Source organism: Actinophytocola sp. NPDC049390 (genome assembly GCF_044466355.1).
Taxonomy (GTDB): Bacteria; Actinomycetota; Actinomycetes; order Mycobacteriales; family Pseudonocardiaceae; genus Actinophytocola.
Map to the genome: position 1 here is coordinate 292822 of NZ_JBITMQ010000003.1, position 26061 is coordinate 318882.

The window sequence follows — 26061 nt, forward strand, 5'->3', positions numbered from 1 at the left end:
CCCATGCCCGCCGAGGAGCAGGACCCGTTCGACTATCCCAGGGACTGGGAGGCCGACGTGGTGCTGTCCGACGGCGGCACCGTGCACCTGCGGCCCATCGTGCCCAGCGACGCCGACGCGTTGCTCGCCTTCCACGGCCGCATGTCCGAACGCACTCGCTACCTGCGCTACTTCGGCGCCTACCCGCAGATCCCGCCGAAGGACCTGAAACGGTTCACGACCGTCGACCACCACGACCGGGTCGCGTTCGTCGCCCTGCTCGGCGACGACATCGTCGCGGTCGCCCGGTACGAGCGGATCGACGGCGGGCCGTCCGCCGAGGTCGCGTTCGTCGTCGAGGACCGGCACCAGAGCCGCGGCCTCGGGCCGATCTTCCTCGAGCACCTCGCCGCCGCGGCCCGCGAGGTCGGCATCGAGCGGTTCACCGCCGAGGTGCTCGCCGAGAACTCCGCCATGCTGGGCGTGTTCCGCGCGGCCGGCTACCAGGTCGCCCGCGAGATGGAGGAGGGCGTCTTCCACCTGGAGTTCGCCATCGACCCGACCGAGGAGTCCGTCGCCGTCGCGCGGTCGCGGGAGCAGGCGGCCGAGGCCCGCAGCGTGCACAACCTGCTCCACCCGCGCTCGGTCGCGTTGATCGGTGCCTCCACCGACCCGGACAAGATCGGCTACGCGGTGCTCGGGAACCTGCTGCGCGCGGGCTTCGCCGGGCCCGTCTTCCCGGTGAACGCCGAGCACCGGTCGGTGCGGGGCGTGCGTGCCTACGCGAGCGTGCTGGACATCCCCGACCCCGTCGACCTCGCGGTGGTCGCCGTGCCCGCCGAGCACATGGACGACGTCATGGACGCCTGTCTCGCCAAGGGCGTCAAGGCGCTCGTGGTGATCTCGTCCGGCTTCAGCGACGCCGGGCCCGACGGCGAGGGCGCCGAACGCAGGCTGGTCGCCGAGGCCAGGGCACATGGCATGCGCGTGGTCGGCCCCAACGCGCTCGGCGTGGTCAACACCGACCCGGCCGTGCGCCTCAACGCGACGCTCGCGCCGAAGCTGCCCGGCCGGGGCCGCACCGGGTTCTTCAGCCAGTCCGGCGCCCTCGGCACCGCGATCCTGGCCGACGCGGCCGCCCGCGGGCTCGGGCTGTCGACGTTCGTGTCCGCGGGCAACCGCGCCGACGTGTCCGGCAACGACCTGCTGCAGTACTGGGAGACCGACCCGGCGACCGACGTCGTGCTGCTGTACCTGGAGTCGTTCGGCAACCCACGCAAGTTCGCGCGGCTCGCGCGCAGGCTCGGCCGGGTCAAGCCGATCGTCGCGGTGAAGTCCGGGCGCAACGCGGTGCTGCCCGCGTTGGCCGCGACGTCGGTGGACGTCGACGAGGCCAGCGTGGCCGCCCTGTTCGAGCAGGCCGGTGTCATCCGCGTCGAGTCGATCGCACAGCTCTTCGACACCGCGTTGCTGCTCGCGCACCAGCCGCTGCCGCGCGGCGGGCGGGTCGCGGTCGTCGGCAACTCGTCCGCGATCGGGGTGCTGGCCGCGGACGCCGCGCTGGGCCAGGGCCTAGAACTCGCGGGCGCCCCGGTGGACGTTGGCGTGTCGGCAGGGCCCGGCGCGCTCGCCGCGGCGGTCCGCGAGCAGTTGCGCGGCGACCACGTCGACGCGCTGGTCGTGGTGTTCGTGCCGCCGCTGTCGACGCCCGGCGCCGAGTACGCGCGGGCGTTGCGCGACGCGGCCGACGAGGAGGGCGGCGCCAAACCGATCGTGTCGACCTTCCTCGCCACGGAAGGGATTCCGGCCGAGCTGGCGGTGCGGAGCGGGGACGGCGCACCCGCCCGCGGTTCCATCCCGTCGTACCCGAGCCCGGAACGTGCCGTGCTCGCGCTGGCCCGCGCGACCAGGTACGCGGCGTGGCGGTCCGCGCCGCAGGGGCAGCTGGTGCGGCCCGACGACGTGGACGTCGACACCGCCCGCGACCTGGTCCAGACCCGCCTGTCCGATGTGGACGAGGACCTGGTCGAGCTGACCGACGCCGAGGCCGTTCACCTGCTTTCCTGCTACGGCATCGAGATCGCCCCGCACCAGGCGGTCACGTCGGGCGACGAGGCGGTGGCCGCGGCCGACGAACTCGGTTACCCGGTGGCGGTGAAGGCCACCGGTGAGCGGTGGTGGCGGCGCCCCGACCTGGAGGGCGTGCGCCTCGACCTGGCGACGGCCGAGGCCGTGCGCGCCGCGTACGCCGACCTCGTGGCACTGACCGAGGTCGCCGACATATATGTGCAACGCATGGCACGCAAGGGGATCGGCTGCTCCATCGGGCTGCGCGACGACCCGTCGTTCGGCACGCTCGTCTCGTTCGGACTGTCCGGTGTGGTCTCCGACCTGCTCGGCGACCGGGCGTACCGCGCCGTCCCGCTCACCGACGTGGACGCCGCCGCGCTGGTCCGCGCCCCGAAGGCGGCGCCGCTGCTGACCGGCTACCGCGGCACCGAACCGGCCGACCTGGACGCGCTGGCGGACCTGGTGTTGCGGGTCGCGGCACTCGCCGAGGACGTGCCGCAGGTGCGGTGGCTCGCGCTGGAGCCGATCCTGGCGGCTCCCACGGGCGCGCAGGCCGTCGGGGCACGGGTGAAGGTCGGGCCGCCGCCGTCGCGGCAGGACAGCGGCCCGCGCAGGCTGCGGTCGCTCACTTTCCGCCGAACGGAGCTTGCGGAGTGAGCATTCGCACGAACGGAGCTTGCGGAGTGAGCATTCGCACGAACGGAGCTTGCGGAGTGAGCTTTCCTACGAAAGTAGGGTTTGCCGGCCGGTGTGCAACCGGCCGTGCGGCGCGGTTCGTCCTTCGGACATGAAACGCCTAGGAACCGTTGTTGGCGCCGGCGTTCTGCTCTTGCTCGCGAGCGCGTGCGCCAACCCGCAGGAGAGCCAGGAGCCGGGCACCGGCTCGACCACGACGGCGGAGTCGACGGCGGAGTCGACGGCGCCATCGACCACACCCGATCGTCAGCCCGCGCGGACGCCGCCCAGCGGCGGCGCCAAGGTGCCCACGGCCCAGATCGACGACTCTTCGTTGCCGAAGGGTTACCCACAGTTGGTGTGGACCGAGGACGAGGGCACGTCGATCGGCGTGGTCGCCCAGGAGGGCGGCTGCGGGAAGGCCAGTGTCGAGATCCCGGAACAGAGCGACAAGCAGGTCGTGGTGCTCATGGTGGAGACCATCCCCGCCAAGCCGCAGGCATGCACGATGGACCTGCGTTACCCGAAGATCACCTCCGAGCTGGACGCGCCGCTGGGGGACCGCACGGTGGTGCTGAAGTCCGAGCAACGCAAGGCCTGACAGTCCCTCACCCCCTGATGCCCGGCCGCGTGCGCCCCCACGCGGCCGGGCATCGTCTCGTGCAACCGTCGCGGGTGCGGCTACCGTCCTTTCCCCATGAGGGCATTGCTGACCACCGCCACCGCCGCGCTCGCACTGGGTGTGCTGGCCGGGTGCGGGGACGCGTCCACCCCTGCCGCGTCCGACCAGACCACCACCACGACGACGACCTCGACGACCTCGGCGCCGCCGTCGAAGACACCGCCCGAGACGCCGACCCCGTCCGATGTGCCGCCGACACAGCCGGAGCCGTCGGCGGGCAAGCCGCAGAACCCGTCGAGTGGCACACCGCGGATCACCATCGACCAGGGCGAGATCGTGGTCCCACCCGGCCTGACCCAGGTGCCCGCTGCGCAGGTCGACGCGTCGGCCGTGCCCGACTACTACGGCGAGCACCGCGGCAAGGTCTGGCTGCACGCGGACGGGTTCACGCTGGAGACGATCGCCTACGCGAGCAGCGGCTGCACCAGTGCGGAGGCCGTGGTCGTCGACCAGGCCGCCAACGCGGTGAAGATCATCCTGCGGCCGCTGGACCAGCCGCCGGGCGGCAAGCCGGACGACTCGATCTGCGCGACAGTCATGACGCCGCTGCCGGTGACGGTCACCCTCGACCAGCCGTTGCAGGACCGGAAGATCCTGCTGTCGGCCGGTCGCTGATCAGCGGCGGAACGCGATCTGCAGGGTCGGCTGCGAGGTGCCGGCGAAGAAGTCGTTGCCCTTGTCGTCGACCACGATGAACGCCGGGAAGTCCTCGACCTCGATCTTCCACACGGCTTCCATGCCGAGCTCGGGGTACTCGAGGACGTCGACCTTCTTGATGCAGTCCTGTGCGAGCCGGGCCGCGGGCCCACCGATGGAGCCGAGGTAGAAGCCGCCGTGTGCCTGGCAGGCGTCCGTGACCTGCCGGGACCGGTTGCCCTTGGCGAGCATGACGAGTGACCCGCCCGCGGCCTGGAACTGCTCGACGTAGGAGTCCATGCGCCCGGCCGTGGTGGGCCCGAAGGAGCCGGAGGCGTAACCGTCCGGGGTCTTGGCGGGTCCCGCGTAGTAGACGGGGTGGTTGCGCATGTACTCCGGCATCGGCTCGCCCGCGTCGAGACGCTCCTTGATCTTGGCGTGCGCGATGTCACGGGCCACGACCAGCGGGCCGGTCAACGACAGCCGCGTCTTCACCGGCAGCGACGACAGGGTGGCGCGGATCTCGTCCATGGGCCGGGTGAGGTCGATCTTCACGACCTCGTCGGTCAGCTCGTCGTCGGTGGTGTCGGGCAGGAACCGGGCGGGGTCGCGCTCGAGCTGCTCGATGAACACACCGTCGGCGGTGATCTTCGCCTTGGCCTGCCGGTCCGCGGAGCAGGACACGGCGATGCCGACCGGGCAGGACGCGCCGTGCCGGGGGAGGCGGATGACGCGGACGTCGTGGCAGAAGTACTTGCCGCCGAACTGCGCGCCGATGCCGAACTGGCGGGTCATCTCGAGGACCTGCTGTTCGAGGTCGGTGTCCCGGAACGCGTGCCCGCCCATGGAGCCTTCGCGGGGGAGGTTGTCGAGGTAGCGCGCGGAGGCGAGCTTGGCGACCTTGAGCGTGTTCTCGGCGGAGGTGCCGCCGACGACGATCGCGAGGTGGTAGGGCGGGCAGGCGGCGGTGCCGAGGCTGCGGAGCTTCTCGTCGAGGAAGCTCGCGAGGCGCTTCGGGTTCAGCAGGGCCTTCGTTTCCTGGTAGAGGAAGGTCTTGTTGGCGCTGCCGCCGCCCTTGGCCATGAAGAGGAACTCGTACTCGGGCTTGTCGGTGCCGTTGTGGTAGTCCTTGTGGTACAGCTCCAGCTGGGCGGGGAGGTTGGTGCCGGTGTTCTTCTCGTCCCAGAAGGTCAGCGGGGCGAGCTGCGAGTAGCGCAGGTTCAGCTCCTGGTAGGCCTCGAAGACGCCCTTGGAGAGGGCCGCTTCGTCGGCGCCGCCGGTGAGGACGTTTTCCGTGCGCTTGCCGATGACGATCGCGGTGCCGGTGTCCTGGCACATGGGGAGGACCCCGCCCGCGGAGATGCACGCGTTGCGCAACAGGTCCATGGCGACGAACCGGTCGTTGCCGCTGGCTTCGGGGTCGTCGACGATGGCGCGCAGCTGGGCGAGGTGGCCCGACCGCAGCAGGTGCTGGATGTCCCGGACGGCTTCTTTGGCGAGTGCGGTGAGCGCTTCTGGGGCGACTTCGAGGAACGTGCGGCCCGCGGCTTCGATGACCTTGACCCCGTCGGCGGTGACCAGCCGGTATTCGGTGGTGGTGTCGGGGGCGAGCGGGAGGGCTTCGCTGTACTCGAAGGACGCGGTCACCTTGGGGACTCCTGTGTCAGTGGCGGGATTCCCTGACGTTACCGCGCTGGCTGCGTGGGGCGGAGTGTGGTGTTCCTCGCTGCGTGGGGGCTGAGGGGCTGTCCGGTTCGGGCGTGTTGTGGTTTGGCATGGATGGGGTGCCCTCCGGGGGTCCTCGCCGGACGGGCAAGTCTCGGGGAGGGGGCCTCACGATTTGGGCGTGTTGTGGTTTGGCATGGATGGGGTCTGCCCTCCGGGGGGTCCTCGCCGGACGGGCTGATCTCGGGGAGGGGGCCTCACGATTCGGGCTTGTTGAGATTTGGCATGGATGGGTCTGCCTGCCCTCCCGTCGACCTCCCTCCGGGCTATCACACCGCGTCAAGGGGCCGGTGTTTCGTGTACGGGGTGTTTCGGGTTGGCCCCTTGACACGGTGTGATCGGGCTTCGCCAGGTCGACGGGAGGGCAGGCAGGCCGTCTTTGTGGGCTGCGCCCGGCTTGTGCACGGGGTGCTGGCCCGCGCAGCGGGCCGCCTTGTGCATGGCCGAGCTTGATCAAAGCGTCCTTCGGGCGCTGGGGTGGGCGTAACCACGCTGGGTCGGGAACCGTCCGCACCGTGGGGGGTTTGGGGGGCTCGGCCCCCCAGCATTACACCTCGAGGCCACCGGGAAGCGCGGCCCCGCGCGCGAACAGGGGGGCCTAGCCGAGAGGCCGCGGCAGCCCCCGGCTGCCGCGACCTCCCGTTGGTAGGCGATCACGGATGGTGATGAAGCATCCGCATCGCGTAGTCCAGTGCCTAGACCGTGCCGTGGTGTGCGTCACGTGTCAATGGGTTCTCGCTTGCTGGACGTACTCGATGCGGAATTGGTTGCTCAGCTTGCGTAGGCCCGTAGCTTCTCGGCGCGTTCGCCCTGGCGGAGCTTGCTCATGACCTCGCGTTCGATCTGGCGGACGCGTTCGCGGGAGAGGCCGAAGCGCTTGCCGATCTGGTCGAGCGTGTGGGGCTGTCCGTCGTCGAGGCCGTAGCGGAGGCGGATCACCGACTGCTCGCGGTCGTCGAGGGTGGCCAGGACCCTGCGGAGGTCGTCCTGCAGGAGGCCGGAGATGACCGCGCTCTCGGCGTCCGTGGCCTCGCCGTCCTCGATGAAGTCGCCGAGGGGGGCGTCTTCCTCGGAGCCGACGGGCATGTCGAGGCTCACCGGGTCGCGGGCGTGGTCGAGGAGGTCCGCCACCTTCTCCGGGGTGAGGCCCACCTCGTTCGCCAGTTCCTCGTTGGTGGCCTCGCGGCCCAGCTGCTGGTGCAGGTCACGCTTGATGCGGGCCAGCTTGTTGACCTGCTCCACCAGGTGGACGGGGAGCCGGATGGTGCGGCTCTGGTCGGCCATGCCCCTGGTGATCGCCTGGCGGATCCACCACGTGGCGTACGTGGAGAACTTGAAACCCTTGGTGTAGTCGAACTTCTCGACCGCGCGGATGAGGCCGAGGTTGCCTTCCTGGATGAGGTCCAGGAGCGGCATGCCACGCCCGGTGTAGCGCTTGGCGAGCGACACGACCAGCCGGAGGTTCGCCTCCAGCAGGTGGTTCTTCGCCAGGTGCCCGTCGTTGACGAGCTGGCGCAGTTCGGCGCGGCGGGTACTGTCGAGCTTGTCAGCGCTGTCGAGCATGTGTTGCGCGAACACACCCGCCTCGATGCGCTTGGCGAGCTCGACCTCCTGAGCCGCGGTCAACAGCGCGGTCCGGCCGATGCCGTTGAGGTACACGCGGACCAGGTCGGCCGCGGGGCCCTGGGCATCGAGGTCGATCTCGCTGGGCTCCGGCTCGCGTTGCTGTGGGACCGTCATGCTCTCCCTCCCCCTTTCGCGGGCTGGTGTGTCCTGTGTCACACACCGGCCGTGTGTCCGGTGAGCCGCCTGGCGGTGGGTCGCCCTCGGTGGCTGGACACTCTGGAAAACGCCGTTGGGTCTCGATTCGTTCCCGAGATCTCAACTGGATGACGTCAGCCCCGCCACACCGGTTGCTCTACCAACCCTGAGGTTTTCCTGAGAGGCCGACGGGCTCAAACCTCGACGATGACGGTGAAAGGTCCGTCGTTCTCCGAGGCGACCGTCATCGCCGCGCGGAAACGGCCGGTCTCCACGTGTGCGCCGCGCGTGCGCAGCGCCGCGACGACCGCGTCGACGAGTGGCTCGGCGATCTCCGGGCGGGCGGCTTGTGTCCACGAGGGACGGCGGCCCTTGCGGGTGTCGCCGTACAACGTGAACTGGCTCACGACGAGCAAGGGGGCGCCCGTCGTGGCGCACGACTGTTCGTCGCGAAGTATGCGCAGTTCGTGCAGTTTGCGTGCCATCGTGTCGGCCTGGGCGATCGTGTCGGTGCCGGTGATGCCCAGCAGCACCAGCAGACCCGGCTCCTTGATCTCGCCGACCACGGAACCGTCGACCGTCACGCTCGCCGACAACACCCTCGCCACCACAGCACGCACGCCGGTGATGGTGTCAGGCTCACTCGCGCTCGTGGATCTCGACCCGGCTGACTCGGAGGGCGTGCCCTCGGTCCGCAGCCGTTCGATGCGTGACCGTCAGCGGCGGGCGATCAGGTGGTAGTAGCGCGCGGTGAGCAGGTGCGGCATGCGGTCGGCCAGCGCCAGCTCGAGCCGTTCCAGGTCGGCCATGAACGCCGGGTCGGCCGCGTCCTCCGCCGGGACCAGGTCGCTGACGCACCGCACGCCGTAACGCACGATCTCCGTCATACCCAGCTCGGCGAGCGTCGCCACGACCTCGCCGACCGTGCCCGGCGTGGACCACTCGTCGTCCACGCCGTCCAGGCCGCGCAGGGCCCGTGCGGGTGAGCGGTCCCGCAGCACGGCCTGAGCCGGGCCGAAGTCCTCGTTCGGGCCGAGCACCGACAGCAGACCCTCCGGGCGCAGCGGTGTGGTGATCGCCGCCAGCACGGCCTTCCGCTCCTCCGGCGACTCCGCGTAGTGCAGGAGGTTGTGGCACAGCACGAGGTCGAAGTCGTGGCCGGTGAACACCTCGGGCGCGTCGTGTGCGGCGGCCTGGACGACGTGCAGCCGGTCGGCCACCTCGTGTGCCTCGGCGGCGTGGATCGCGGCGTGCAGCATGGCGCCCGCCGGGTCCAGGACGGTGACCTCGTGGCCCTGTGCCGCGAGGCGGACCGCGGCCATGCCGTTGCCACCGGCCACGTCGAGGATCCGCACGGGCTCCGGATACAGGTGCCGCGCGAGGTTGGCCTCGGTGATCGTGTGCCGCAGGCGTTCCAGCGGGCTCTGGGGCCAATGCTGGAGGTGATCCAGTTGGGTCGCCAACCCGCTCAAGGTCATGAAACCTTCTTACCTGCTCGGGCCCCGCCGACCACGGACTTGTACCCGGATGGCGCAATCCCGGGCCAAAGGTGCGACCATAGAGAAGGAGGTGGTGTCGTGAAGTCCGAGCGGGACGACACCCCGGTTCTCATCACCGAGGCAGCGCCGTCGTACGAAGACGAGTACGCCGCGCGCAAACGCAAGTACCTGACGATGATGCTGCTGCGCCTGCCGTGTCTGATACTGGCGGGCGTCTTCTACCAGACGTGGTGGCTCGCGCTGGGGTTCGTGGTCCTGTCGATCCCGCTGCCGTGGATCGCGGTGCTGATCGCCAACGACCGGCCACCGCGCAAGGCGGAGCAGGTCAACCGCTACGAGCAGACACCGAGGACGCTGGAGAACCGGGACCACCCGGTCATCGACGGCTGACGGGGGCGGGCTGCGCGCCCACTCTGCCCACCGCCATGGCGCCCAGGCGCACGCCTGCCCGCAGACACTCCTGCGGCGTCCTGCCGTCGAGCAGCGCCGCCAGCAGTCCCGCGTCGAACGCGTCGCCCGCACCCGTGGAGTCCACGCAGTCGCCGGGCGCCGCGGGCACCGACACGATGCCCTCCTTGTCCACCCAGCTCGCCCCCGCCGGGCCGGTGGTGACCGCGACCGCGCCGACCCGGTCCAGCAGCGCCGTCGCGCTCGCCGGGTCCCGGGAACCGGTGAGCACCGCCAGCTCGTCCATGTTCGGCAGCAGCACGTCCACGTTCCGCAGTTCCTCCAGGAACAGCTCCGGGTCGGTGATCAGCGCCGCCGCCTGCGGGTCCACGGACGTGGTCAGGCCCGCCCCGTGCGCGGCCGCCAGCATCGCGAGGCCCGCCTCGCGGGTCTCCTCGTCGAGCAGCACGTAGCCGGACAGGTGCAGGTGCCGCGCGTCCTTCAGGAGCGCGGGGTCGAGGTCGGTCGCGGCCAGGTTCTTGCCCGCGCCGCGGTCGGGCAGCATGCTGCGCTGCCCGTCGTCGTCGACCAGGACAACCACACAGCAGGTCGCGGCGTCAGGATCAATTGTGAATGCGCACCGCACCCCGGTGGTGGTTAGCTCCTCGGATGCGCGCCGCCCTGCCACGTCGTCGCCCACCCGAGCCACCAGCGCCGTGTCGACCCCGCTGTACGCGAGCCACGCGGCCGTGTTCGCGCCGGCCCCACCGGTCGTGAGCGCGATCTTCGCCCTGGCGTCGCCGCCGTGCACGATCGAACCGGAATGAGAGGCGACCACGTCCAACGCGACGTCGCCAACGACCACGATGCCCACGCCGCTCCCATCACCACGTACCAGGACGACAAACGAGACGATCCCGATGCTCACTCCGCAAGCTCCGTTCGGAGGCTAACCCGCGTGCCGTCGACCAGTGGCGTCCGGGTACTCGCCGCGCTCGCGGGAGCCGAGTTCCGGCGTTACGCCACCTACCGCCAGGCGACCTTCGCCGGCGCGTTCACCAACACCGTCTTCGGCTTCGTCCGCTGCTACACGCTGCTGTCGGTGGCGGCCGTGACCGGGACGATGGCGGGCTACGACGCGGCCCAGCTGGTCACGTTCGTGTGGGTGGGGCAGGGGCTGCTCGCGGTCGTCAACTACTGGGGTCAGCAGGAGCTGCCGGAGCGGGTGCGGACCGGGCAGGTGGTGACCGACCTGCTGCGGCCGGTGGACCTGATGGCCGCGTTCGTCGCCGCCGACGTCGGCCGCGCCTGCCACGCGATGCTGACCCGGTTCGTGGTCCCCGTGGTGGTCGGGCTGCTGGCGTTCGACTTCTACCTGCCGGCGCACGCGTGGACGTACCTGCTGTTCGCGGTGTCGGTGCTGCTGGCGGTGCTGTTGTGTTCCGCGTGCCGGTACCTGGTGGCGCTGACGGGCTTCTGGCTCCTCGACGTGCGTGGCGCGCACATGGTGTGGGTCGTCGCGTCCGGCGCGGGCAGCGGGCTGTACTTCCCGATCACCGTGCTGCCGGACTGGCTCGCGGTGACGCTGTGGGTGGGCACCCCGTTGCCGTCACTGCTGCAGGCGCCACTGGACGTGCTAGTCGAGCGGGGCGGCACCGGCCACGGGCTGCTGCTGGTCGCTGGGCAGGCGGCGTGGTTGCTGGTCGTGGTGGCGCTGGGCCGGGTCGTGCAGGCGCGGGCGGTGCGCCGGCTGGTGGTGCAGGGTGGCTGAGCGTCCGTACACAAGCCTCCTGACCGCGCAGATCCGGAGCCAGACGCAGTACCGGTTCTCGTTCGGGGTCGACCTGTTCTTCTCGACCGTGCTGACCTCGCTGGACCTGGTCACCATCCTGGTGCTGTTCTCGGTCAACGACAGCCTCGGCGGGTTCGGCGGTCGCGAGGTGCTGCTGATGGTGGGGATCGCCGCGCTCGCGTTCCCGCTCGCCGACCTCGCGGTGGGCAACGTGGAGCGGCTGCGGGTGTTCGTGCGGTCGGGGCTGTTCGACGCGGTGCTGCTGCGGCCGTTGTCGCCGCTCGTGCAGTTGGTCGCGATGGACTTCGCGCCGCGGCGGGTGGGCCGGGTCGTGCAGGGCACGGTGATCTACGTGGTCGCGTTGCTGCACGCGCCCGTCCAGTGGTCGCCGGGGGTGTGGCTGCTGGTCGTGCTGGCACCGCTCGCGGGTGCGGTGTTCTTCGGGGCCGTGTTCGTGTTCTTCGCGACGGTCGCGTTCTGGTGGATCGACGTGGGCGAGATCGCCAACGCCTTCACCTACGGCGGCAAGGACGTTTCGGCGTATCCCATGACCGTGTTCGGCGGGTGGTTCCGTCGGTTCTTCGCCTACGGCTTGGGGTTCGCGTTCGTCGCGTACCTGCCGGCACTCGCCATGCTCGGCCGGTCCGACCCGCTCGGGGTGCCGGACTGGCTGCGCTGGTGCTCGCCGTTGACCGCGTCGCTCGTCGCCGTGCTCGCCGGGTTGTTCTGGCGTACCGGTGTCCGTCACTACCGGAGTACAGGGTCGTGATCATCCAGACTTCCGCGCTGCGCAAGGACTTCACCGTATGGAAGAAGGCGGGCCGGTTCCGCCGCGAGAGGACCACGGTGTCCGCTGTGGACGGTGTGACCCTGTCGGTCGACGAGGGGGAGATGCTCGGCTATATCGGGCCGAACGGTGCGGGCAAGTCGACCACACTCAAGATGATGACCGGGGTGCTCAGCCCGTCCGGCGGCAATGTGTCGGTGTGCGGGCTGACGCCGGTGCCGCAGCGCGTGCGACTGGCACGGCAGATCGGGGTGGTGTTCGGGCAGCGGTCGCAGCTGTGGTGGGACCTGCCGCTCACGGAGTCCTTTTCCTTGCTGCGCCACGTCTACGGCGTGCCACCGGCCGACCACGCGGCCCGGCTGAGGTACTGCCGTGCGCTGCTGGACCTGGACTCCTTCATGGACACTCCCGTGCGGCAACTCTCGCTGGGGCAACGGATGCGTGGCGAGCTGACCGCCGCGTTGCTGCACGGCCCGAAGGTGCTGTTCCTCGACGAGCCGACGATCGGGCTGGACGTGCTGAGCAAGCAGGCCGTGCGCGCGTTCCTGTCCGAGGTCGCCGACCGCGGCGACACGACGGTCGTGCTCACCACCCACGACCTCGCCGACATCGAGAAGCTGTGCAAGCGGCTCGTGGTGATCGACCACGGCCGCGTCGTGCACGACGGGACGCTCGAGGAACTGCATGCCGCGTACCGGTCGAAGCGTCGGATCGTGGCGGACCTGGACGCGCCGTGGCCGGACGGGCTGACGCTGCCGGGTGCGGTCGTGGAGAGCGTGGCAGGGCAGCGGGTGACGTTGACGCTGGAGGGCACGACCGCGGGCGAGGTCGTGGCACGGCTCGCGCAGGCGGTGCCGCTGCGTGACCTGTCGGTGCTGGAGCCGGAGATCGAGGACGTCGTCGCGAGGCTGTACGCACAGGCCCGCGAGTAGTTAGGGTGGGCGCGTGACGGAGTTCAAGCTGCCGCTGTACGGCAGCGACACGGAACGCGGCGACCTCGCTCCCTGAGTCGTTCCGCGCCACCGCCATGTCACCTTTCTCTTACAGGGAGCCCTTTTCATGCTGCGTGCGTACATCCATGCCCTGCCCAAGGTCGAGCTGCACGTCCACCTCGTCGGCTCGGCGAGCGTCGACACCGTCCTGGCGCTCGCCGAGCGCCACCCGGAGGCCGGGGTGCCGACGGACCGTGCCGAGCTCGCCGCGTTCTACGAGTTCCGGGACTTCGACCACTTCCTGAAGGTCTACTGGGCCGTGCAGTCGATGCTGCGCGACCGCGGCGACATCGACGTGCTCGTGACCGGTCTCGCGGCCGAGCTGGCCGCGCAGAACGTGCGGTACGCCGAGGTCACGGTCACCCCGTACAACCACCTGCTCGACGGCATGCGCGGCGACGAGCTGCTGGCGGGGCTGGAGTCCGGCCGCGCCACCGCCCACGACGTGCACGGCGTCGAGCTGGCCTGGGTGTTCGACATCCCCGGCGAGAAGGGTGTCGTGGCCGGACGCGAGACGCTCACGTTCGCGTTGCGGGAACGGCCGGACGGGCTCGTCGCGTTCGGGCTCGGCGGGCCGGAGGTCGGGGTGGGCCGCGCCCAGTTCGCGCCGTTCTTCACCGCGGCACGCGAGGCGGGCCTGCACAGCGTGCCGCACGCCGGCGAGACCACCAGCCCGGCGACGGTGTGGTCGGCGATCCACGACCTCGGGGCGGAACGGATCGGGCACGGCACGTCGTCGGCGGCCGACCCGGCGCTGCTCGCCCACCTGGCCGAGCACGGCATCCCGCTGGAGGTGTGCCCGACGTCGAACGTGCGCACCCGCCAGGTGGCGTCGGTCGACGCGCACCCGGTGCGGCGGATGCTGGACCACGGCGTGGTGGTCACCCTCAACACCGACGACCCGCCGATGTTCGGTGCCACGCTGGAAGGCGAGTACCTGGCGGTCGCGACATCCCTTGGCCTGCGACGGAACGAGGTGGCCGCACTGGCGGCGAACGGGGTCCGATCGGCGTTCCTGCCGGACACCCGCAAGGCCGCACTGCTGGCGGAGATCGCCGCCGTCAGCTGAGGTTCGTCAGCGCGACCGCGACCTCGGCGGCCAGGGCGACGTTCGACAGCACCAGTGCCTCGTTCGCGTCGAGGCTCACGCCGTCGCTCGCCGTGTGGAAGTGCTCCAGCAGCACGGGCGTGACGTCGCCGCCGCGGACGTCGCCCGCCGCCACCTTCGCCATGCCCTCCGCGAGAAGGCGGTCGTGCAGTCCGCGGTCCATCTCGCTGGCCTCGGGGATCGGGTTCGTCAGCAGCACCCCCGAACCCGGTCCCTGGGCGCGGTGGGCCGCGACCACGGCCGCCGCCTCCTGCGGGTTGTTCACGCGCCACGGCACCGGGAAGCGGGACTCGCGGCGGTAGAACGCGGGGAACGAGTTCGTGCGGTAGCCGATCACCGGTACGGAACGGGTCTCCAGCACCTCGATCGTGGCGCCGATGTCCAGCACCGACTTGACCCCGGAGCAGACGACGGTGACCGGGGTGGTCGCCAGCACCTCGAGGTCCGCGGACACGTCCCACGACTTCGCCTCACCCGGCGGGGGCAGGTGCACGCCGCCGAGCCCGCCGGTGCCGAACACCGGGATACCGGCCGCGTACGCGATCACCGACGTGCTCGCGATCGTGGTCGCGCCGTCGCGGCTCAGCGCCACGGCCGGGCCGAGGTCGCGGGCAGACAGCTTCGCGAGCTCCGCGTCCGCCGCGCACACCCGGTCCAGCTCGGCCTCGGTGAGACCGACGCGGATCTGCCCGTCCAGCACGGCGATCGTCGCGGGCACCGCGCCGGCGGCGCGGACCGCGTCCTCGATCGCGGTCGCCACCTTGCGGTTGCGGCCCGGCGGCAGCCCGTGCGCCAGGATCGTGCTCTCCAGCGCCACCACGGCACGTCCGTCGGCCTGGGCGGCCGTCACTTCCTCGGTGACTCGCATGTGGTCCTTTCCCGTCACGACGCGACCCGCTCCGGTCGCGCGTCGGCCAGCGGCGGCAGCGGGCAGTGGAGGAGCGCGCACACGGTGCGCAGCAGCTCGTCATCACGCCGTCGTACCCGATGACCGCGCGACCAACACGACGACGGCGACGAGGAAGAGCACGGCCAGGACTCCCCGCCACTACCAACGTACAGCGCACCCCTGGGCTTGCGGCAAGACCCCCGGGATGGCCCACAATTCGCCGGCCAACGCCATTACCAGGGAAAACAGAGGAATCTTCCGTGACTGACGTGATCATCGCGGGCGGTGGGCCGACCGGCATGGTGCTGGCCGCCGAGCTGCGGTTGCACGGCGTGCGCGTGGTCGTGGTGGAGCGGGACGCGAAGCCGACCGAGGTGGTCCGGTCGCTCGGGCTGCACGTGCGCGGCATCGAGCTGATGGATCAGCGCGGGCTGCTGGAGCGGTTCCTCGCGCACGGCAGGAAGCGCCCGCTCGGCGGGTTCTTCGCAGGCATCGCGAAGAAGTCGCCGGAGCGGCTGGACACCGCGCACGGCTACGTCCTCGGCATCCCGCAGACGATCACCGACCGGCTGCTGACCGAGCACGCCGAGGCGCTCGGGGCCGAGATCCGGCGCGGGTGCGCACTGACCGGGCTGACCCAGGACGACGACGGGGTGACCGCGGAACTGGCCGACGGCACGCGGATGCGCGCGCGGTGGCTCGTCGGCTGCGACGGCGGCCGTGGCACCGTGCGCGGGCTGCTCGGTGTCGGGTTCCCCGGCGAGCCGTCGCGGGCCGACACCCTGCTCGGTGCGATGGCGGCGGACATGCCCGCCGAGCAGCTGATGGCGAGGATGACCGAGGTCCGCGAGACGCAGAAGCGGTTCGGCTTCATGCCGCTGCCGGAAGGGGGATACCGCGTCGCCGTGCCCGCAGACGGCGTGGCGGCGGACCGCACCGTCCCGCCGACGTTCGACGAGTTCCGGCGACGGCTGGTGGCCGTGGCGGGCACCGACTTCGGGGTGCACTCGCCGCGCTGGCTGTCCCGTTTCGGCGACGGCACCCGGCAGGCCGAGCGGTACCGGGTGGGCAGGGTGTTCCTGGCGGGCGACGCGGCGCACGTCCACCCGCCCGCCGGTGGGCAGGGCCTCAACCTCGGTGTCCAGGACGCGTTCAACCTCGGCTGGAAGCTCGCCGCGGCGGTCACGGGTTGGGCACCCGCCGGCCTGCTGGACACCTACGAGACCGAACGGCACCCGGTGGCGGCCGACGTGCTGAACCACACCCGCGCGCAGATGGAGCTGATGTCGACCGAGCCGGGCCCGCGGGCGGTGCGCGGGCTGCTCGCGGAACTGATGGACTTCGACGAGGTCAACCGGTACCTGGTCGAGAAGCTCACCGCGATCGGCATCCGCTACGACCTCGGCGACGGGCACGACCTGCTCGGCAGGCGCCTGCGGGACGTGCGCCTGAAACGGGGCCGCCTGTACGAGCTGATGCGCGGTGGCCGCGGACTGCTGCTCGACCAGACCGGCGCGCTGTCGGTCGACGGCTGGGCGGACCGGGTCGACCACGTCGCGGAGGTCAGCGAGGAGCTGACCGTGCCGGCGGTGCTGCTCCGGCCCGACGGCCACGCCGCGTGGGTCGGCGAGGACCAGCGGGCACTGGTGGCCGCGCTGACCAGGTGGTTCGGCGCGTCAGTCGCCCAGTGAGATCCGTGGTGCCGCGCGTTTGACCGGGTCGTCCAGCTCCAGGTGGGCGGCCGGGCCGACGACCACGACCACGACGACGGGGTCAGTCGAAGATGGCCCTCGGCTTGGCCGCCTCGCGCAGCCAGCCCTCGAGCTGCTGTTCCCAGTTGGTGCGGCCCATCGCGGCGTACTCGACGACGAACGAGGCCAGCCGGGACTGCGTGCGGCCACCGAGCCCGCCGCCCTTGAGCACGCGGACCCGCTTGTGCACGTCCAGCACGACCTGCACGTCCCTCGGCCGGGCCAGGAACGACACCGCCACCTCGTCGAACACGTTCGCGAACGCGGGTGACGGCTGGAAGTTGATCTCCTGGAAGAACGGCAGCTGCTGGTCGACGCCGTCGATGCGGTTCTTCTCCAGGTTCGCGTCGCGGAACTTGAAGCCGATGCGGGTCAGCGCGTCGAGGATGCGGTGCTGGGCGGGCAGCGGCTCGATCGGGATCGCGTCCACGTCCTGCGGGTCGACGACCGTGCGGGCGAGGTTCAGGTTCGTCTGGAGCCCGACCGCCATGCCGGTCAGGTACTTGCCCAGCACGGTGGTCACCGGGGTCTCCCACGGCATCTGCACCTCGAAGGGCACCTTGATCTGCGCGCCCGCGCGGACGAGTTCCTTGCCCGCGAGCTGCACGTTCTGGAACGGCAGGTCGACGGTCTGGCCTTCTTCCCCCTCCTCGACCCTGGCCAGCAGGGTCACTGCCAGCGACTCGACCTCCTGGTCGACCTGGCCGCCGATGAGGATGACCTCGCCGTGCAGCGTGCCGCCGGGGCGGACGTGGCGGTCGAGGATGCGGGCGTCCACCGTCGCGCCGCCCTGGCCGAAGCTGGCCATCACCTTCTGGAACATGGGCGCATCCTGCCAGCAGGTGAGCCGGTTCGCGGTCATTTCGCGGAGCTTGCGGAGCGAGTCATCGATTCGATCCGGCATCATTGCACCGTGAGTACCGAAACACTGACGAAGCCGGATGCCGACACCCGGGACACCACGGGTGACGACACCCCGAAGATGTTCCACTACGTCCGCAAGGACAAGATCGCCGAGAGCGCGGTCACCGGTTCGCTGGTGGTGGCGCTGTGCGGAGAGGTCTTCCCGGTGACACGTTCGCCCAAGCCCGGCTCGCCGGTGTGCCCCGAGTGCCAGAAGATCTTCAACAACCTGCCGCCCGGCGGCGACGACTGAGCGGTCAGAGGTCCTGCTGCTGAGGCGCCGACCTCGGCTGGCCGACCTGCCCGTTCGGGCTCGACGACGGGTGGTCCGCCGCCGGTTGCTTCGGCTCCCGCGGTGCACGCGGCTCCGACTTGGCGGCCCTGGTCATCTCCAGCCGCCGCCAGCGGCGTCGCTGGCGGCGGGTCATGCGGGCGGGCCACATCTCCTGGATCGCCGCGTTGAAGTAGGCCCCGATGACGATCGCGAGGCCGATGAAGAACGTGAACAGCAGGAACGCGATCGGTGTGGCCAGCGCGCCGTAGGTGTAGCCGGTCGTGGTGATCCACGAGATGTAGAGCCGCAGCCCGATGCTCGCGAGCAGGAACACGACCATGGCGAGCACCGCGCCGGGCAGGCCGCGGTGCCACGGCAGCTTCCTCGGCAGCGCGAGCTTGTAGAGCGTCGCGAGCGCCAGGACGAGCATCACACCGATCGCCGGGTAGTAGAACGCGTCCACCCAGACCGAGATGTCGGGCCGCCACGCGACGGGGAACAGCTTCGGCAGCAGGTCGGGGCCGAGCGCGAGGATCGGCAGCCCGATCACCAGCAGCACCAGCGCGCCGAGGTAGAGCAGCAGCGCGAAGATCCGCTGCCACACCTCGTTGCGCACCCCGTACTGGTCGTGCGCGACGGTGATCGCGTCCACGAACGACGACATGGCCGACGAGCCGGCCCACAGGGAGATCAGGAAACCGACGGTCAGGATCTCGCCGCGGCCGTGGCGCAGGATGTCGTCCACAGTGGGCTGGATGATGTCGTCGACCACGTTGTTGCTGAACGCCGTGTGCGACCACTCGATGATCGAGTCGTGGACGGAGTCGATCACGTCCTGGCCGAACCACTGCGCGACGTAGCCGAGGCTGCCCAGCAGCCCGAGCAGCAGCGGCGGCAGCGACAGGACCTGCCAGAACGCGGCCTCGGCCGCCTCGGAGAACAGGTTGCCGTCCCACGCCTTGATCCACGTCCGCTTCAGCAGGCGCAGCGGCCCGCGCCGCGACGGTGCGTCGGTGGACGGCGTCGCGTGGTGCGGCGGCTGGTGCGGCTGGGGGCTCATCTCAGGGTCAAGCATGGTCCATCGCCTGCCGCTTGGCGCGGCAGTCCCCGAGATCGTGACCCACGTGTCGCGCCTCGCGGGTCGCGCCGCGCTCCCGCGAAGTGCCAGAGGTAAAGTCATCCCCGCCCTCAACGTCGCCCGCTGAGGGCTTCGTTGTGCCAGGAGTGCGTCCAGGAGGGGAGCTGCCGGACGAATGACATCGGTGCAGGGGACGGAACAGGCGGCGGAGCAGACGGTCCGGCCGGGGGGCTCACGGCCACTGCGTGCGTGGCAGCGCCGGGCGATCACCAAGTACCTCACGTCCAAGCCGCAGGACTTCCTCGCCGTGGCGACGCCCGGCGCGGGGAAAACGGTGTTCGGGCTGCGCGTGGCGGCCGAGCTGCTCGCGGACCGGGTGGTCGAACGCGTCACGATCGTGACGCCGACGGAGCACCTCAAGTACCAGTGGGCCGCCGCCGCGGCGGCGGCGGGCATCCCGATCGACCCGAACTTCCGCAACTCCGCGGGTGCCACCGCGAGCGACTTCACGGGCGTCGCGGTGACGTACGCGCAGGTCGCGGCGCACCCGATGCTGCACAGGGTGCGGACCGAGCAACGCAAGACCCTCGTCATCCTCGACGAGATCCACCACGGCGGCGACGCCAAGTCGTGGGGTGACGGCATCCGGGAGGCGTTCACGCCCGCCGTGCGCAGGCTGGCGCTGACCGGGACACCCTTCCGCAGCGACGACTCGCCGATCCCGTTCGTCTCGTACGAGCCGGACGCGGGCGGGTTCATGCGCAGCAAGGCCGACCACACCTACGGCTACTCCGACGCGCTGGCCGACGGCGTGGTCCGGCCGGTGATCTTCCTGGCGTACTCGGGTGAGGCGAGCTGGCGGACCAGCGCGGGCGAGGAGTTCACGGCCCGCCTCGGCGAGCCGATGACGAACGAGCAGACCGCGAGGGCGTGGCGGACCGCGCTGGACCCGGAGGGCGAGTGGGTGCCCGCGGTGCTGCAGGCCGCCGACCTGCGGCTCGCGCAGCTGCGGCAGAGCGTGCCGGACGCGGGTGGCCTGGTGATCGCGTCGGACCACCTCTCGGCGAAGGCGTACGCGAAGATCCTCACCCAGCAGACCGGCCGCGAACCGGTGGTGGTGCTCTCCGACGACCCGAAGGCGTCCAGCAGGATCGCGGAGTTCGCCGAGTCGGACGACCGCTGGCTCGTCGCGGTGCGGATGGTGTCGGAGGGCGTCGACGTGCCGCGCCTCGCGGTGGGCGTGTACGCGACCAGTGCGTCCACCCCGCTGTTCTTCGCGCAGGCGGTGGGCCGGTTCGTCCGTGCCCGGCGCCCGGGGGAGACGGCGAGCGTGTTCCTGCCGAGCGTGCCGGTGCTGCTGGAGCTGGCGGCGCAGCTGGAGGCTCAGCGCGACCACGTGCTCGGCAAGCCCCACCGCGAGAAGGACGGCTGGGACGACGAGCTGCTGGCGGACGCCAACCGGCAGAAGGACGAGCCGGGCGAGGAGGAGAAGGCGTTCACCGCGCTGTCCGCCTCGGCCGAGCTGGACCAGGTGATCTACGACGGCTCGTCGTTCGGCACGGCGGCCTTCGCCGGGACGGAGGAGGAGCAGGAGTACCTGGGCCTGCCGGGTCTGCTGGAACCGGACCAGGTGCGGGCACTGCTGCGGCAGCGGCAGGCCAAGCAGTTGGAGAACCGCACGAAGCAGGCGGCGAACACCGAACCGGAGGCGGCGCCGACGCCACGTCCGCAGTCGGTGGCCGAGCGGTTGACCGGGCTGCGCAAGGAGCTGAACACCCTGGTCGCGATGTACCACCACCGCACGGGCAAGCCACACGGCATGATCCACAGCGAGCTGCGCCGCGTGTGCGCGGGCCCGCCGACCGCGATGGCGACGGTGGAGCAGCTGGAGGAGCGGATCGCGACACTGCGCTCCTGGTGACCCCATGCACTGAAGGACCCCTTCGGCACGTGCCCGGCACACCGAAGGGGTCCTTCAGTGCATCGAGCACCTGACGCCCAACCCGCGCCCCAGCGCCACGCACCACTGAGCCCCCAGCGCAAGCCCCCGTTTCCGCAACTTTCGGTAATCGGCTTCCCGATAGGGTGACGTCCCTCCCGCCATCCGTGCCTGCGTCCACCCCGACAAGCATCCACCCTGGTAAAGAGCTTGCCGACACGCGCCACGATCCGGTGAATGCCTCCCGCGGGACCAAAGGCCTCTCGCGATCGAGGGCGCGTCTGGCTACGCTTCGTGCCCGGTGCGCATGCCAGCGCAGTTCTCAAGGTCGATGACCGCCATATGGCCGGTTCGTTGCCAAACTGTGTCGTGAGAGGGCCTTTCCGTGGCTTCCCTCACAAGCCTCGCAGGCATATGTTGTGCACCGCAACATTTCGGCTGGGGTTGGCGCGACGCCACCAGACCGACCGTGAAGGGACCGATGAATGCGCAGTAAAAGGCTTGCTCTCCTCGCCGCGGGGCTGGGTCTGACCCTTGCCGTGTCGGCGTGTGGTGCCAACCAGGAGTCACCGCAGAGCAACGACGACCAGGGAACCGGCGGCAACTCGTCCGGCGAAGGCATCCCGGTCGGCGTCATTCTGCCCGAGACCGCCACCTCGGCGCGGTGGGAGGGCTTCGACAAGCCCTACCTGGAGGCCGCGCTGAAGGCCGAGGGTCTCGACCCCCACATCGAGAACGCCCAGGGTGACGTGCAGAAGTTCGCCACGCTGGCCGACGGCATGATCAACGACGGCGTCAAGGTCCTGATCATCGCCTCGATCAACAGCGAGCTGGGCGGCACCGTCGCGCAGAAGGCCAACGCCCAGGGCATCCCCACCATCGACTACGACCGCCTGAACCTCGGCGGCAGCTCCGACTACTACGTGTCGTTCGACAACGTGAAGGTCGGCGAGCTGCAGGGCCAGGGCATGGCCGACGCGCTCAAGGACGCCCCGGACGGCGCCCAGATCATCGAGATCGAGGGCGCGCCGACGGACAACAACGCGACCCTCTTCTACAACGGCCAGCAGAAGGTGCTCAAGCCGCTGTACGACTCCGGCAAGTTCAAGCTGGTCCGCTCGCAGCCGATCGACAACTGGGACAACCAGGTCGGCGGCACGACCTTCGAGCAGATCTTCACCAGCAACGGCAGCAAGGTCGACGGCGTGGTCGCCGCCAACGACGGCCTCGCGGGCGCGGTGATCACCGTGCTGAAGAAGTACAAGCTGAACGGCAAGGTCCCCGTGACCGGCCAGGACGCCACCGCCGACGGCCTGAAGGCCATCCTCGCCGGTGACCAGTACATGACCGTCTTCAAGCCGATCAAGGAAGAGGCCGAGGCGACGGCCAAGCTGGCCGCCGCGCTCGCCAAGGGCGACAAGGCCGCCGCGGACAAGATCGCGACCGACGAGAGCGACGACCCGACCGGCAAGCGCAAGGTCAAGTCCGTCCTGCTCGAGCCGTTCCTGATCACCAAGGCGGACGTCAAGCGCGTCATCGACGAGGGCTACGTCAAGGCCGAAGAGGTGTGCACCGGCGACCTGCAGGCCGCCTGCACCGAAGCCGGCATCTCCTGATCCCTGTTTCAGCCAGGGCCGGCCGCACCCCCCCGAGCCACCGGGTGCGGCCGGCCCTGGCAGGAGGAAGTCCCAGACATGAGTGAACCCCTTCTCGAGCTGATCGGGATCAACAAGAGCTTCGGCCCCGTGCACGTCCTGCACGACGTCGACTTCACGGTCCGGGCCGGTGAGGTCACCGCGCTCGTCGGCGACAACGGGGCCGGTAAGTCCACGCTCATCAAGTGCGTGGCCGGGATCTACCCGATGGACTCCGGCGAGGTCCGCTTCCGCGGCAGTCCGGTCACGATCCACAGCCCGAAGGAAGCCGCGAACCTCGGCATCGAGGTCGTGTACCAGGACCTCGCGCTCGCCGACAACCTCGACGTCGTGCAGAACATGTTCCTCGGCAGGGAGCGCGGCTCCCGGTGGCTGATGGACGAGTCGAGCATGGAGAGGGCCGCCCGCGAGACGCTCGCGTCGCTGTCGGTGCGCACGGTGAAGTCGGTGCGCACGCCGGTCGCCGCGCTCTCCGGCGGGCAGCGGCAGACCGTCGCCATCGCCAAGGCCGTGCTGTGGGACTCGAAGGTCGTGCTGCTCGACGAGCCGACCGCGGCGCTGGGCGTCGCGCAGACCCGCCAGGTCCTCGACCTGGTGCGCAGGCTTGCCGAGCAGGGCCTCGGGGTCGTGCTGATCAGCCACAACATGGCCGACGTGTTCGAGGTCGCCGACCGGATCTCGACGCTCTACCTCGGCCGCATGGTCGCCGACCTGCCGGTCAAGGAGACGACGCACAGCCAGGTGGTCGAGCTGATCACCGCGGGCCGCTCCGGCGATCTCGGCCTCGCCCGCCCAGAGCAAGTCACCCTCTAGCTCTTCTCACCCGAGGACCCCTCTCTCATGACCGAAACCCCCGCCAAGGCCGAGTCGCACTCCGGCAACGCGATCTCCGACTTCGGCATCGACACCACCTCCCAGTCCACCGGCGAGGCGATCCGGGACTACTTCGCCAAGCTGCGTGGCGGTGAGCTGGGCTCGCTGCCCGCCCTGCTGGGCCTCGCGGTACTGGTGATCATCTTCTCCACGCTGTCGGAGAACTTCCTGACGTTGAACAACACGTCGAACCTGATCGCGCAGGGCGCGGGCCAGATCATCATCGCGATGGGGCTGGTCTTCGTCCTGCTCCTCGGTGAGATCGACCTGTCCGCCGGCACTGCGTCCGGCGTCTGCGCCTCGGTGATGGCCATGCACTACGTCGAGGCGGGCAACCTGCTCGGCGGCATGGGCACGACCGTGTTCTGGGTGTTCGAGCTCGGCATGCTGCTCGCCGCGTTCCTCGCGTTCGTCATGCGGATCTGGGCCGGTGCGGTGTTCGCCCTCATCGCGTTCGCCATGGCGCTGCTCGGCGTCGAGCCCAACGCGTGGCTCGAGATGCTGCTCGCGGTGTGCGTCGGTGCGGCGATCGGCTGCATCTCCGGCTTCATGGTCTCCAAGATCGGCATGCCGTCGTTCGTGGTGACCCTCGCGCTGTTCATCACCTGGCAGGGCGTGATCCTGCAGTTCATCGGGCAGGGTGGCGTGCTCGGCATCCGCACCTCGCAGGTGCTGTTCAACGTGGCCAACGGCAACCTGTCGGTGCTCGGCAGCTGGGTGCTCTGCCTGATCGCGGGCGGTGGCTACGCGATCGTGGTGCTCGGCGAGCACTTCTCGCGCCTGCGCAAGGGCCTCGTCACCAAGCCGACGCCGATCGTGGTCGGCCGGGTCGCGGTCGTCGGCGCCATCGCGGTCATCGCGACCGTCCTGTTCACGCTGAACCGCTCGCCCAACCCGGACCTGGTGACCATCCAGGGCGTGCCGTACGTGGTGCCGATCATCCTGGGCCTGCTGGTCATCGGGACGTTCGCGCTCAACCGCACCCGTTACGGCAGGCACATCTACGCGGTCGGCGGAAACGCCGAGGCCGCGCGACGCGCCGGCATCAACGTGAGCAAGATCAGGGCGAGTGTCTTCGTGGTGTCGTCCGCGGCGGCCGCGATCGGTGCGATCGTGTACTCGTCCAAGGCGGGCTCGGTCGACCCGCAGGCCGGTGGCCTGAACACACTGCTGTTCGCGGTCGGCGCCGCGGTCATCGGTGGCACGTCGCTGTTCGGTGGCCGCGGCAAGGTGGCCCACGCGGTGATCGGTGGCCTGGTGCTCGCGACCGTGAACAACGGTCTCGGGTTGCTCGACCAGCCCGCCGCGGTGGTCAACATCATCACCGGTCTGGTGCTGCTGCTGGCGGCCACGGTCGACGCGCTGTCCCGCCGGAGGGCTGCCGTAGCATCAAGGTAACCGGACAGGAGCGAGGGGTTTGACCAGCACACAGTCGGGCACGCCGCTGGGCGCCCGGCCCGACGAAGTGCGCAGGCACAACCGCACCGTCCTGTTGAGGAGGCTCCACGTCGGCGGCCCGTGCACGAGGGCGTCGCTCGCGGCAGAGCTCGGGCTCAACCGCAGCACGATCAAGGCCCTCGTGGACGGGCTCGCCGAGGCCGGTGTGGTCCAGGAGCGGGTGCCCCGCCAGCGCAGCGGCGCGGGGCGCCCGTCGCTCCTGGTCCTGCCGCAACCGCACGCGGCCGTGGTGCTCGCGGTCGACGTGCGGGTCGACCAGGTCTCGATCGCGCTGGTCGGGCTCGGTGGCGAGATCCTCGGCCGCAACAGCTGGAACCTGCGGGTGCGGACCCGTGAGCCGGAGGAAGTGGTCACGCACGTCTACGACTCGGCCGTCGTGCTGGCGGCCGACCTCGGCGTGACGATGGTCGCGGGCGGGGTGTCGGTGCCGGGCGTGGTCCGCCGGTCGGACGGGCTGGTGCACGAGGCGCCCAACCTGCACTGGACGGACGTGCCGCTCGGCGAGCGGCTGGCGACGGTGCTCGACGTGCCGGTCGTGGTCGGCAACGACGCGGAGCTGGGCGCGCTGGCCGAGCACCTGCGCGGTACGGCCCGCGGTGCCTCCGACGCGGTGTACGTGTCGGCGGACGTCGGTGTCGGTGGTGGGGTGATCTCCGACGGGTCGGCGCTGCGCGGCACCGCGGGGTACGTGGGCGAACTCGGCCACATGATGGTGAACCCGGCCGGCCGCGCCTGTTACTGCGGCAGCAAGGGCTGCTGGGAGACCGAGGTCGGGGAGCCAGCCCTGTGCCGTGCGCTCGGCCTGCGCGAGAGCGCGCCGCGCGGGGCGGTGGTCGCCGAGCTGCGGGCGCTCGCGGCGTCGCCGGACCAGGTCCGCGAGCAGCTGGCGGAGTTCACGGAGTGGCTCACGGTCGGTCTGGTCAACGTCGTGAACGTGCTCGGCCCGGAGCTGGTCGTGCTGGGTGACCTGTTCACCGCGCTTCCCGCGACGCTGATTTCCGATGTGGCACAAGAGGTTCGACGGCGCAGCCTCGTCAGCCGGGCGGTGGGTGGTACGCGGATCGAGGTGTCGACGCTGGGCGCGGACTGCACGTTGCTCGGCGCGGCCGAGCTGGCGTTCGAACCGGTCCTCGACGCGGTATGACAGT

At 70.5% G+C, this 26061-nt stretch carries 23 protein-coding genes; 15 read left to right on the plus strand and 8 right to left on the minus strand.

Annotated features, from left to right (window positions below):
* The first annotated feature begins 3 nt into the window (after positions 1-3).
* The 3 genes from ACIBVP_RS12380 to ACIBVP_RS12390 all read left to right on the plus strand — a co-directional run bounded on the left by ACIBVP_RS12380 (position 4) and on the right by ACIBVP_RS12390 (position 4021).
* Positions 4-2706, plus strand: a complete 2703-nt coding sequence (locus ACIBVP_RS12380; protein ID WP_396106157.1) for a GNAT family N-acetyltransferase — start codon at positions 4-6, stop codon at positions 2704-2706.
* Between the two features lie 130 nt (positions 2707-2836).
* A complete protein-coding gene (locus ACIBVP_RS12385) occupies positions 2837-3325 on the plus strand; it encodes a hypothetical protein (RefSeq protein ID WP_396106158.1) in 489 nt (162 codons plus the stop codon).
* Between the two features lie 96 nt (positions 3326-3421).
* Positions 3422-4021, plus strand: a complete 600-nt coding sequence (locus tag ACIBVP_RS12390) for a hypothetical protein (protein WP_396106159.1) — start codon at positions 3422-3424, stop codon at positions 4019-4021.
* Here the strand turns inward: ACIBVP_RS12390 and ACIBVP_RS12395 are convergent, their stop codons facing one another.
* The 4 genes from ACIBVP_RS12395 to ACIBVP_RS12410 all read right to left on the minus strand — a co-directional run bounded on the left by ACIBVP_RS12395 (position 4022) and on the right by ACIBVP_RS12410 (position 9006).
* Positions 4022-5689: a fumarate hydratase gene (locus ACIBVP_RS12395; RefSeq protein ID WP_396106160.1), complete on the minus strand. Its 1668-nt coding sequence runs from the start codon at positions 5687-5689 to the stop codon at positions 4022-4024.
* 849 nt (positions 5690-6538) lie between these two features.
* Positions 6539-7507 carry a sigma-70 family RNA polymerase sigma factor gene (locus ACIBVP_RS12400; protein ID WP_396106161.1) on the minus strand — a complete coding sequence of 323 codons (969 nt, stop codon included), beginning with the start codon at positions 7505-7507 and terminating at the stop codon, positions 6539-6541.
* Positions 7508-7722: 215 nt separating this feature from the next.
* Entirely contained in the window at positions 7723-8148 is a 426-nt protein-coding gene (dtd, locus tag ACIBVP_RS12405) for a D-aminoacyl-tRNA deacylase (RefSeq protein ID WP_396106162.1), read from the minus strand.
* A 96-nt stretch (positions 8149-8244) separates the two neighbouring features.
* Complete coding sequence (locus ACIBVP_RS12410) at positions 8245-9006, minus strand: class I SAM-dependent methyltransferase (RefSeq protein WP_396106163.1); 762 nt, start codon at positions 9004-9006, stop codon at positions 8245-8247.
* 99 nt (positions 9007-9105) lie between these two features.
* Between ACIBVP_RS12410 and ACIBVP_RS12415 the strand changes: the two genes are divergently transcribed.
* Positions 9106-9417 (plus strand): DUF3099 domain-containing protein, encoded by a 312-nt coding sequence (locus tag ACIBVP_RS12415; protein ID WP_396106164.1) that lies wholly within the window; start codon positions 9106-9108, stop codon positions 9415-9417.
* On the opposite strand, the gene ACIBVP_RS12420 is transcribed toward ACIBVP_RS12415, so the two are convergent.
* Positions 9404-10288 carry a carbohydrate kinase family protein gene (locus tag ACIBVP_RS12420; RefSeq protein WP_396106165.1) on the minus strand — a complete coding sequence of 295 codons (885 nt, stop codon included), beginning with the start codon at positions 10286-10288 and terminating at the stop codon, positions 9404-9406. The two genes, ACIBVP_RS12415 and ACIBVP_RS12420, sit on opposite strands and share 14 nt — an antisense overlap.
* An 84-nt stretch (positions 10289-10372) precedes the next feature.
* On the opposite strand from ACIBVP_RS12420, the gene ACIBVP_RS12425 reads away from it, so the two are divergent.
* The 4 genes from ACIBVP_RS12425 (at position 10373) to add (ending at position 14054) form a co-directional block, all read left to right on the plus strand.
* Positions 10373-11185 carry an ABC transporter permease gene (locus ACIBVP_RS12425; RefSeq protein ID WP_396106166.1) on the plus strand — a complete coding sequence of 271 codons (813 nt, stop codon included), beginning with the start codon at positions 10373-10375 and terminating at the stop codon, positions 11183-11185.
* Positions 11178-11975: an ABC transporter permease gene (locus tag ACIBVP_RS12430; RefSeq protein WP_396106167.1), complete on the plus strand. Its 798-nt coding sequence runs from the start codon at positions 11178-11180 to the stop codon at positions 11973-11975. The genes ACIBVP_RS12425 and ACIBVP_RS12430 overlap by 8 nt, the downstream gene beginning before the upstream one ends.
* Positions 11972-12925 (plus strand): ATP-binding cassette domain-containing protein, encoded by a 954-nt coding sequence (locus ACIBVP_RS12435; RefSeq protein ID WP_396106168.1) that lies wholly within the window; start codon positions 11972-11974, stop codon positions 12923-12925. The genes ACIBVP_RS12430 and ACIBVP_RS12435 overlap by 4 nt, the downstream gene beginning before the upstream one ends.
* Before the next feature lie 127 nt (positions 12926-13052).
* Complete coding sequence (gene add / locus ACIBVP_RS12440; protein ID WP_396106169.1) at positions 13053-14054, plus strand: adenosine deaminase; 1002 nt, start codon at positions 13053-13055, stop codon at positions 14052-14054.
* On the opposite strand, the gene ACIBVP_RS12445 is transcribed toward add, so the two are convergent.
* Positions 14047-14961: a pseudouridine-5'-phosphate glycosidase gene (locus ACIBVP_RS12445; protein ID WP_396106170.1), complete on the minus strand. Its 915-nt coding sequence runs from the start codon at positions 14959-14961 to the stop codon at positions 14047-14049. The genes add and ACIBVP_RS12445 overlap by 8 nt on opposite strands.
* A gap of 281 nt (positions 14962-15242) precedes the next feature.
* Between ACIBVP_RS12445 and rox the strand changes: the two genes are divergently transcribed.
* The gene (gene rox, locus ACIBVP_RS12450; RefSeq protein WP_396106171.1) at positions 15243-16673 is read left to right on the plus strand and encodes a rifampin monooxygenase; all 1431 of its coding nucleotides are present in this window, start codon (positions 15243-15245) and stop codon (positions 16671-16673) included.
* 82 nt (positions 16674-16755) lie between these two features.
* Here rox and ACIBVP_RS12455 read toward each other — a convergent pair whose 3' ends face one another.
* Complete coding sequence (locus ACIBVP_RS12455) at positions 16756-17595, minus strand: sporulation protein (protein ID WP_396106172.1); 840 nt, start codon at positions 17593-17595, stop codon at positions 16756-16758.
* A gap of 51 nt (positions 17596-17646) precedes the next feature.
* On the opposite strand from ACIBVP_RS12455, the gene ACIBVP_RS12460 reads away from it, so the two are divergent.
* Positions 17647-17889 carry a DUF3039 domain-containing protein gene (locus ACIBVP_RS12460; protein WP_396106173.1) on the plus strand — a complete coding sequence of 81 codons (243 nt, stop codon included), beginning with the start codon at positions 17647-17649 and terminating at the stop codon, positions 17887-17889.
* 4 nt (positions 17890-17893) lie between these two features.
* On the opposite strand, the gene ACIBVP_RS12465 is transcribed toward ACIBVP_RS12460, so the two are convergent.
* Complete coding sequence (locus ACIBVP_RS12465; RefSeq protein ID WP_396106419.1) at positions 17894-18970, minus strand: YihY/virulence factor BrkB family protein; 1077 nt, start codon at positions 18968-18970, stop codon at positions 17894-17896.
* Positions 18971-19163: 193 nt separating this feature from the next.
* Between ACIBVP_RS12465 and ACIBVP_RS12470 the strand changes: the two genes are divergently transcribed.
* The 5 genes from ACIBVP_RS12470 (at position 19164) to ACIBVP_RS12490 (ending at position 26057) form a co-directional block, all read left to right on the plus strand.
* Entirely contained in the window at positions 19164-20909 is a 1746-nt protein-coding gene (locus ACIBVP_RS12470) for a DEAD/DEAH box helicase (RefSeq protein ID WP_396106174.1), read from the plus strand.
* 503 nt (positions 20910-21412) lie between these two features.
* A complete protein-coding gene (locus ACIBVP_RS12475) occupies positions 21413-22543 on the plus strand; it encodes a sugar ABC transporter substrate-binding protein (protein WP_396106175.1) in 1131 nt (376 codons plus the stop codon).
* 78 nt (positions 22544-22621) lie between these two features.
* Positions 22622-23395: an ATP-binding cassette domain-containing protein gene (locus tag ACIBVP_RS12480; RefSeq protein WP_396106176.1), complete on the plus strand. Its 774-nt coding sequence runs from the start codon at positions 22622-22624 to the stop codon at positions 23393-23395.
* 27 nt (positions 23396-23422) lie between these two features.
* On the plus strand, positions 23423-24853 hold the full coding sequence (locus ACIBVP_RS12485; protein ID WP_396106177.1) for a sugar ABC transporter permease: 1431 nt from the start codon (positions 23423-23425) through the stop codon (positions 24851-24853).
* A 67-nt stretch (positions 24854-24920) separates the two neighbouring features.
* Positions 24921-26057: an ROK family protein gene (locus ACIBVP_RS12490; protein ID WP_396106420.1), complete on the plus strand. Its 1137-nt coding sequence runs from the start codon at positions 24921-24923 to the stop codon at positions 26055-26057.
* Positions 26058-26061 lie beyond the last annotated feature (4 nt).